Consider the following 8,621-nt stretch of genomic DNA (forward strand, 5'->3'; position numbering starts at 1 on the left):
TTTAAATAAAATAACCCAAACATTTCCAATAAAATATTGTAACAAAAAATCCTATTTCAAGACATTATTGGAAAAATCTGCCTTCATAAAAATAAAACATGAAAACAAAAGGAGTTCAAAGAGAGCATGGCGCCTTTAAAGTAAAATATAGCACCCCATTGCAATGCATGAAAATAGGAAGTTGCCTAAGAATGAGTTAATCTCAATAACGCTTGTTTTATGCTACTTTAATAAGGAAATTTTTCTGCACAGGTACGATTTATAAAGACATTGCTGTATAAAGAGAATCGCATGATCTGTAATTTGTAAAAAGAATCAAATTCCTGTAGAAGCATGCTAAGCTATCTATCTAGCTTTCTTTATTTAATATTGAAAAGTACTCTTATAAATCTATGTGGGATAACGAACAACAAAAAAACGATCCTGGACAGGACCCTGCTCTTGTCGTCAAACGCTTGCGGCCTGCGCGCCGGCAGGTCTCGGCTCGTTGGCTTACGGGAACCGTTCTGACAGGAATCACTTCCTGCATTCTTATGGGGATTGCACTTTTTACGGCTCTTGATGAACAACAGCGATTGGTAACACCGCCACAATGGTTTACGCAGGAAAACCTATCAGAATCACAAGACCCTGAGGCCAATGGGTATAAAGGTGATCGTATTTCTCCCACCCATGCACGGCAAAGCTTTGACAGAAAACGTCAATTTGAACTATCGATTCTACAAAAAAAAGGCGATGAAAAAGTCATTCAAACACAACATTTTGAATGGATTCGTATGGCTTTAGCCGAAAATCGCCCCCAGAAATATAGCTATCCAAAATTTGATTCTTTAAGCATTCTTGCCAGTGATTCGCAAAGTCAAAATATTGCACCACAAGAAGATTCTGGGCAGATTTACGGTGCAAAAATCGAAACAAAACTCACCTTACGCAGCTATGATTTTAAGGTAAATCAATTCGATTTTGATGACAGCGACACATTGACAGATGAAGAGGCACAACAAGAAGTGCAAAAAGCTGGATTTACTTTAGAAAAGAGCACCGAACTTCTTTCAGTTCTCACATTGATTGATCCTTTAAAGTTAGAAGATGCATCCTCCCCTTCCCAAGGCACAGAATCCCCTGAAGTTCGAATCGTTCAAGAAAATGTAACCGTTTCTCCTCAAAGCCACCGTATCGATCTGACGAAAAACTATGTTGAAGATATTATTCCTATTCGTAAAAAACAAACGATAGCCGATGCTTTCAAAAAAACCAGTTATACAAAAAAGCAAATTGACCAAGTTGTAAAAACGCTAGAAAAAATAAGCCTTTCCGATACTCTTAAAGAGGGAAGCCTTTTACGCATTGGTATCGTGACACAAGCTGGTGAAAAAGACCATCTCGTACGCGCAAGTATCTATCAAGGGATGCATCATGTTCTCACCATTGCCCTGAATGATAAAGGCCAATTCATTGAAAGCACAGAGCCTAAAATGTCTAAAGCGCTTAAAACGGCTTTTCAAAATGGTATTCCGCATTCTTACATCAATAGCGCGCAATTACCAACGGCTTATGATGCACTCTATAGTGCTTTGCTAAGCCATAATATATCACAATCTCTCTCTCATCGTCTTATTCGTCTGCTGGCCACCAATATTGACATGAAAAGTCCGATAACACCCAATGATCAGATCGAAATATTTTATGCCGTACCACAAAGCGATAAAGAAAACAAAAACGGCAAAAAGAACTTGAAAGCAAAGGAAGCATCCAAAAACACTGATCCAGAAATTCGTTATATTAGCGCAACTTTTGGAAATACAACTTATAAATATTACCGTTATCAATTAAAAGATGGAAGCGTTGATTATTATGATTCTGAAGGGAAGAGTTCAAAGCCTTTCTTGCTGCGCAAACCCACACCAAATGGGATTTTTGGCTCCCCCTTTGGTCCACGCAAACATCCTATTTTAGGCTATATTCGCATGCATACGGGTGTTGACTGGGTTGCTCCTAAAGGATCGCCCATTATTGCTGTAGGAGATGGTATTGTCACAAAAGTAGGCGTAACAGGCGGCTATGGAAATCACACGGAAATTCAACATGCCAATGGATATGTCAGCAGTTATTCACACCAAAGTCGTTATGCACCAGACATCAAACCAGGCGTGAAAGTACGACAAGGACAAATTATTGGATATGTTGGATCAACAGGAATGGCAACCGGTCCCCATTGTCATTTTGAAATCATTGTCAATGGCGTCAAAGTTGATCCCATGCGCATTCGTATACCGGATAGCAAAGCCTTAACCAATCAAGACCTACAAACATTCCTACAAGAAAAAAACAATATTGATTCTTTGATCAACAGCCCGATAGCACCCTCCGAAGAGACTTAAAGCATGAAAGCATCGGCATTTTCACGACTCAAAACATCTAAAAATATGCTTTAGCGCTTACTTTTCTCAAAGAGATTTCCGCACTTTAAATATCTATTAAAGGATACGTCGAAATATGCCACCACCCAAGGTCGCATCACAATGATTAAAAATAAAACGCCCTCCCCTTTTCAGGTTTACGCACAATAGGTTTGCAGATTTACGCACAATAGAAAAGTGAAAAATATGAACCCCCAAAAGGCTAACTCTTCTTGTTTATTTTATCAAAACGATAAAAATCCCTTTGTTTTCCATGCAATAAAGTTTTAAATCAAAGGTGAGTTTTTCTAAAGAATGAAGATTCTAAAATCCATATCATTCTATAAACAACCCGACTTCTTGTTGAATAGATTTCACTTGTTGAATGTATGCTGTTCATAGCCCTAAAGGACGGTGTTTCATGAACTTTATGAGCAAGTTTTACCTAAGAGAATATTCCTTACACACTTTTACAAAAACACCCCATATTTAAAGTTTTAACAGCCCTTACAAAAAATAACAAAACTTAAAAAAACAATCTCTTCGCAAAGAAATAGAGCTTACGAATATAAGTATTATTATTGGCTTAAAGGAGCACTTATTCAAAATAAATTTAAAGGCTCACTTAAGCACTTCAAAGCTCTAAGACAAGGAGAACTTTGAAAGCCGATCATCGGAGTCAATAAAGCAAAAAAACAACGAGAGAGAAAATCAAACATTACACCAAAAGATAAAGAAGCAAAGTTGCCTTTCTTGAAGACAATCGATAATTTAATATTAAAGAGTGCTGTGTTCGCGCTACTGAAGCCTTATTTTTCCTTCTTCTTGTGAAAAGATGCCCTCCCCATACATTCACGATGAATGAAAGGCAGCTTACCACGAGCAAAGAGTTTAACCCTTTAAAAAAATCAGTCAGAGCTTTTTTTTGAACTATTCATGCTAAGTTTTGGCAAAGGAATAACAATCTTTGTGCCTCCTAAAGCAGAAGTTTCAAACAGAGGTTTTTCACCAAATTGCATACAGAGCTGTTCCACAACCACACGACCAAGTCCTGTTTTTTGTTTTAAAGTTTGGCTTTTCATTCCCACGCCATCATCTTCTACAATGAGCATCAATTGTCCATCTTTCTGGGGACCAAAGGAGATATAAATATGACCCGACCGTTGATCAGGAAAGGCATGTTTTAAGGAATTTGTCAGCAGTTCACCAAGGATAATTCCAAGTGTTGTCGCATCTCTTGAAGACAGGCGACAATCTTTAAAGTTGGTGTGAATGGTGATGTTTTCACGCAATTCAAAAGGAACTGCCAATTCGACATCATGCACAACAGAACTAAGAAACTCTGCCAATAAAGTCGTTTCCATATCATCACTTAAGCGCAAACGACGATGTGCTGTAGAAATTGTCTGAATACGATCACGTGCAGCACCTAGAACAGAACGTACCTCTTCATTTTTGCTCCGGTTTAACTGGAGCCCCAGCAAAGAAGACACCGTTCCAAGAGAATTGCCAATGCGATGGCTTGCATCCTGCAACAATATTTCAACCCGTTGGCGTTCTTTTTCAGCGTGATTACGTGCTCTTTCTAATTCTTGTGTTCGTTCTTTCACGCGGGCTTCCAGAGCGATATTTTCGCTATGAAGCAGCAATTGATACAATTTTAAAGAGCGCATATCACGATGAAAACGATTAATAACAAAATAGGCAGAAATAAAGGTACTTACAACGGAAACAATAGCCGCCAAAGTCAAAGCAGCCCGCATCAATGCGATACCCTCACGCTGTTTTTGTCGCACTACATCATCCCCATTAATAAAGCTTGTCATCAATTGAGCTAAACGTGCCACAGGAATCTTTGATACTTCCAAAGAGTCCGCATGAGAAGGTTGAGAAGGTTGTTCAGGAATCGCATCAAGAGCATGCATATGGGCATTCATAAAGGCTTTTCGTGCTTCAACCTCTTCTTTAAAAGCCGTAAACCATTTATACCACTGGGGATGCGCATAAACAATAAGTGCGATATAGTCGAGAATATTCCCCAACTCCCGCTCTGAATTTTCAAAACGTATTTTATCTTCCGCCTTGCGCGTTTTTGCATAGCTGCGATCAGCAACAGCCATATCAATCAAGCTAATAAGAACCAAATCAGCCTGTTCGCGCAATTCTGAACTTGTATTCAACTGTGCGATTTCTCGATCAACGGCATTTGAAAGCAACATAATAAAAACCGATGCCAAAAGAGCCATAACAAGAGAAACAACAATCGCACCCCACCGCCAGCGTGATATCGTTGCATCAGAAGAAGGCATTTGAGGCATCAAATTTGTTTTTGTTGTCATAGAATGTCCATTGGCGAACTTGAAAGTCGTCATTTTTCAGCACAAAGGAAGGCAACCTTATGGAACATAAAACCTAAAGCCCGTGAGAAAGTTTTATACAGGCTTTTCTTGTGTTCCTAAGGATACACGCCAAACTTCTGAATTTCCTCAGATACTGACTTTACTGTAATAGCTATAACGGGAATAAAAAAAACAAGGCTATCGATCATAATTATTATGCTTTTTTAGCCGTTAAATGAACACAATGTACTTCCAGCTGAGTAAGAATCAGGACCATAATCAGACTCACCATCCACCTTAAGAAGTTCTTGTAATCGATTACGCGCCCTGCTCACACGGCTTTTAATGGTTCCAACAGCACAACCACAAATAGTCGCAGCATCTTCATAAGAAAACCCCGATGCGCCAATGAGAATAATGGCTTCTCTTTGATCGGCAGAAAGCAAATTTAAGGCTTTTTTGAAATCTTGCAAATCAAGCGATCCATATTGAGCAGGATGAACAGCGACATTTTGAGTAAACACGCCATCGGTATCTTGAACTTCTCTTCCCTTTTTACGCATTTGACTATAAAATTCATTGCGCAAAATGGTAAAAAGCCAAGCTTTAAGATTAGTCCCCATCTCAAAACTATCTTGCTTAGCCCATGCCTTCATAACAGTATCTTGAACCAAATCTTCAGCTTTATCGTGCTTGCCACTTAAAGAAACAGCAAAAGCTCGTAAAGCCGGCAACACAGAAAGGAGTTCTTGTTTAAAGTTTTTCGCGCGCTTTGACATAAAGGATTCAAACCTTTTCCACATTGTTTAAGCCAAATTGCTCTGCGCGCTCCAACTTCTCTAAAAGCTCAAGCAAACACCGTGGCAGTGCCTCTTCTTGAATTTCCATGTAAAATTGACGTAACTTCCGTGCTATTTCGCTATTGACCCCGAGAAGATCATCTCCAACTGTAAATTGTGTGGTGAGATTTTTTTCATCACGGTCGTTCATTTTTCATCCCCCTAATCCATATAATATTGGTAGCACCGCGAAGAATTTTTTCGCCTTATAGTTGTAAATATAGCTGTCGGTAAAAAGTTCCATACAAATCAAGGAACTTTTTTATCGGTTGAGAATTTCAACCAACAAAGTGCTTGAAAGGTCAAAGGAGTTATAAATTATGTCATTATCAACGCGCATTGCCCCGCATCTTCCCTATCTTCGGCGTTTTGCCCGCTCTGTCACCGGTAGCCAATCCTCTGGCGATGCTTATGTGTCAGCGATGTTGGAAGCACTCATTGCCGACATCTCCATTTTTCCCAAAGCCTCCACTGACCGAATTGGTACCTATTGGCTTTTTTGCCATCTTTTTGACCAAACCACACCGAACATCCCAGAACCCCTGCCTCAATTTGGTCTTGAACAAAAAACCAGTGCCAAATTATCCTATCTCACGCCCCGTGCACGCCAAGCATTTTTGCTCATTGCCGTTGAAGGATTTCATGAACAAGAAGCCAGCGAAATCATGAATCTGGATACGAAAGAATTCCGCAAGCTTCTCAACCAAGCATCTATTGATATTTCTCAACAAATTGCCACTGAAGTCATGATTATTGAAGATGAACCTCTTATTGCACTTGATATTGAGCAAATGGTAGAAAGCCTAGGTCATCATGTTGTAGGAATAGCGCGCACGCGTGATGAAGCTGTCATTATGTATCATAAGAAAAAACCACGGTTGATTTTGGCTGATATTCAATTAGCCGATAACAGTTCAGGTATTGATGCGGTCAACGAGATTTTGAAAAATGACCGTATACCAGTGATTTTCATCACGGCTTTTCCCGAAAGGCTTCTCACTGGCGAGCGTCCAGAACCAACTTTTTTAGTGACCAAACCTTTTAACCCAGATATGGTGAAAGCGCTTATTTCCCAAGCTTTATTTTTTCAAGAGAATGCTTCTAAAGCGGCTTAGAACAGGGTAACATCTTAAAATTATGATTGTTACGCCTCTTTCAAAGTCTCCCATGGATAAATCTCATATGAGTGCGCTCATGCAAGCGATTCGTGGTGCGGATATTTGCGTTCTCTATCAGGCAACAAATCTGGTTTATTTATGGGCTGAAAACTTGCCCCACCATTTGCACAATAAATGGCGGGTTGGGTGTCGTGACAGCGACTTTTTTTCGCTTGACCTTGCAGACAATATGGAAACCATCAAACTGCAAGTTTTAGCCAGTGGCAAAATGCAAACTGTTGAAGCACGTTTTGAAGATACAAACAAACAAGAGATTTGGTACAAATTTTCTATTGATTGCCACCGCAATGATAACGAAGACATTATTGGTATTATCACCACCGGTGTCAATATTTCCGGCTTACGCCGCCGTGAACAAGTGCTTAAAATCCTTCTTCGCGAAGTCAGTCACCGTTCTAAAAATCTTCTAGCGATCATTCAAAGTATTGCCAGTCAAACCGCCCGCTATACTGAATCTCTTCAAGTTTTTTTACGAAAATTTCAAGGTCGTCTTCATTCTCTTTCTCATTCTCAAGATCTGATCACGGATTCCGATTGGCGTGGTGCTCAATTTCGCGAATTGGTCCAAACGCAGGCTTTAGGCTATTTAATGAAAGAAACAGAACGTTTTTCACTTGAAGGCGTCGATCCTTATCTTTTTCCCAATGCCGCTCTGCATATTGGTTTGGCTTTTCATGAACTGATTGTCAATTCTCTTTCTTTTGGAGCCCTTTCCCAAGAAAAGGGGAGCATCTGTGTACGCTGTGAAATCGAAACAAAACTGAATGGCAAAACGCAACTTATCATCACTTGGCATGAAAATTTTGAATCCGGCATCCCTCCCACAAACAATAAAAAAGCCTGTTTTGGTAGTGCCGTTCTCGAAAAAATCGTTCCCATTTCTGTGAATGGTTCAGCTTCCCTCAAATTGACACAAGAAGGAATTGTCTATTGCCTCTCTGTTCCTGATACTTATTTTGATATTTTTTCTTAAAAGAGCATTTTAAACAATGAACAAGAGAAGTTTCCCCTTTTTTAGTAAAATATCTCATCTGTTTATTAAGCACAAAGACATTTTCCAACCTCTTTAAACCAACCTCTATAGTCCCCCAATAGTTCCCCAAAACCTTAACGAAAAACCTTAACGATGAGAACTGAAAGCTACATAAAATCCATTCCCGCTGTTAATCAACTTCCATCCCTCATATAACCGGCATATTTTAAAACAGAAACCAAAACGATAAAGAGCAAACCGTTTCAACTTTTACTATGCCAAATAAAAGCGAGCCTATTACCCATCTCTTTTTGTATAATTTTCGCAATGCGCATACAATTTTATTTTGGCATAATATGCAATTTCAAGGAGTAAAGCTAACATCCATCATCATTCTTCAGCTTTACGGGCTTAAAGCCTCCACGAAAACGACAATTAATTGATGAAAATTACATATTTTACGCTTTTATATATCGCATTCTATAATGGAGATATTCTCTTCAGGTACAATAGGACATTCTAAAACAGAATACACTTATGTCTTTCATTCACGCACTTTTTTAATATTTCCCAGCGCATCCACGCTCATTTCAAAACAGTATCTGTAAATAAGATATAATAGCCCCCAGCCCCCGTAAAGTGAACCATCAAACCCGCCCCTTGTTACGCCATATCCTTCTTTACCTTCATGCCCCTTTTCACTTCATAAAAGTAGTAGCTGAGCATCATCATACCATTTGTCTTTCATGTTACAACAGCCATTGACCTTTGAGAGCGTCCATAAGAGGCATTTTAGGCTTTTTTTCAAATACTTCTCATTGATACAAAGCCCCCCTACACACCCCTTTATGACGTGCAAACCAATGACTTTGATTAATTTACTATAAAGGGGA

Annotated in this window: 7 protein-coding genes; 3 read left to right on the forward strand and 4 right to left on the reverse strand. The window is 39.3% G+C overall.

Annotated features, from left to right (window positions below; all coding sequences use genetic code 11):
- Positions 1-392: 392 nt before the first annotated feature.
- The gene (locus ACFILL_RS06145) at positions 393-2,381 is read left to right on the forward strand and encodes a M23 family metallopeptidase (RefSeq protein ID WP_375643523.1); all 1,989 of its coding nucleotides are present in this window, start codon (positions 393-395) and stop codon (positions 2,379-2,381) included.
- Positions 2,382-3,307: 926 nt separating this feature from the next.
- Here ACFILL_RS06145 and ACFILL_RS06150 read toward each other — a convergent pair.
- From ACFILL_RS06150 to ACFILL_RS06160, 3 genes are all read right to left on the reverse strand, one after another.
- Entirely contained in the window at positions 3,308-4,738 is a 1,431-nt protein-coding gene (locus ACFILL_RS06150) for a sensor histidine kinase (protein ID WP_375631403.1), read from the reverse strand.
- Between the two features lie 224 nt (positions 4,739-4,962).
- Entirely contained in the window at positions 4,963-5,517 is a 555-nt protein-coding gene (locus tag ACFILL_RS06155) for an RNA polymerase sigma factor (protein ID WP_375631404.1), read from the reverse strand.
- Between the two features lie 7 nt (positions 5,518-5,524).
- Entirely contained in the window at positions 5,525-5,728 is a 204-nt protein-coding gene (locus ACFILL_RS06160; RefSeq protein WP_015856821.1) for a NepR family anti-sigma factor, read from the reverse strand.
- Between the two features lie 169 nt (positions 5,729-5,897).
- Here ACFILL_RS06160 and ACFILL_RS06165 point away from each other — a divergent pair, with 169 nt between their 5' ends.
- Together ACFILL_RS06165 and ACFILL_RS06170 are read left to right on the forward strand one after the other, a co-directional pair.
- Positions 5,898-6,692: a response regulator gene (locus tag ACFILL_RS06165; RefSeq protein ID WP_273791319.1), complete on the forward strand. Its 795-nt coding sequence runs from the start codon at positions 5,898-5,900 to the stop codon at positions 6,690-6,692.
- A gap of 22 nt (positions 6,693-6,714) precedes the next feature.
- The gene (locus ACFILL_RS06170) at positions 6,715-7,728 is read left to right on the forward strand and encodes a sensor histidine kinase (RefSeq protein ID WP_375643522.1); all 1,014 of its coding nucleotides are present in this window, start codon (positions 6,715-6,717) and stop codon (positions 7,726-7,728) included.
- Between the two features lie 703 nt (positions 7,729-8,431).
- Here ACFILL_RS06170 and ACFILL_RS06175 read toward each other — a convergent pair.
- A partial coding sequence (locus ACFILL_RS06175) for a hypothetical protein (RefSeq protein ID WP_375643521.1) occupies positions 8,432-8,621 on the reverse strand: 190 nt, incomplete at its 5' end.

The organism is Bartonella sp. AP20NXHL (assembly GCF_042196165.1).
In the GTDB taxonomy this organism is placed as follows: domain Bacteria; phylum Pseudomonadota; class Alphaproteobacteria; order Rhizobiales; family Rhizobiaceae; genus Bartonella.

What these genes read in the sequence shown, in the direction of transcription:
- ACFILL_RS06145 (WP_375643523.1), top strand. Translation starts at nt 393, where the DNA reads ATGTGGGATAACGAACAACAAAAAAACGATCCTGGACAGGACCCTGCT.
- ACFILL_RS06150 (WP_375631403.1), bottom strand. Translation starts at nt 4,738, where the DNA reads ATGACAACAAAAACAAATTTGATGCCTCAAATGCCTTCTTCTGATGCA.
- ACFILL_RS06155 (WP_375631404.1), bottom strand. Translation starts at nt 5,517, where the DNA reads ATGTCAAAGCGCGCGAAAAACTTTAAACAAGAACTCCTTTCTGTGTTG.
- ACFILL_RS06160 (WP_015856821.1), bottom strand. Translation starts at nt 5,728, where the DNA reads ATGAACGACCGTGATGAAAAAAATCTCACCACACAATTTACAGTTGGA.
- ACFILL_RS06165 (WP_273791319.1), top strand. Translation starts at nt 5,898, where the DNA reads ATGTCATTATCAACGCGCATTGCCCCGCATCTTCCCTATCTTCGGCGT.
- ACFILL_RS06170 (WP_375643522.1), top strand. Translation starts at nt 6,715, where the DNA reads ATGATTGTTACGCCTCTTTCAAAGTCTCCCATGGATAAATCTCATATG.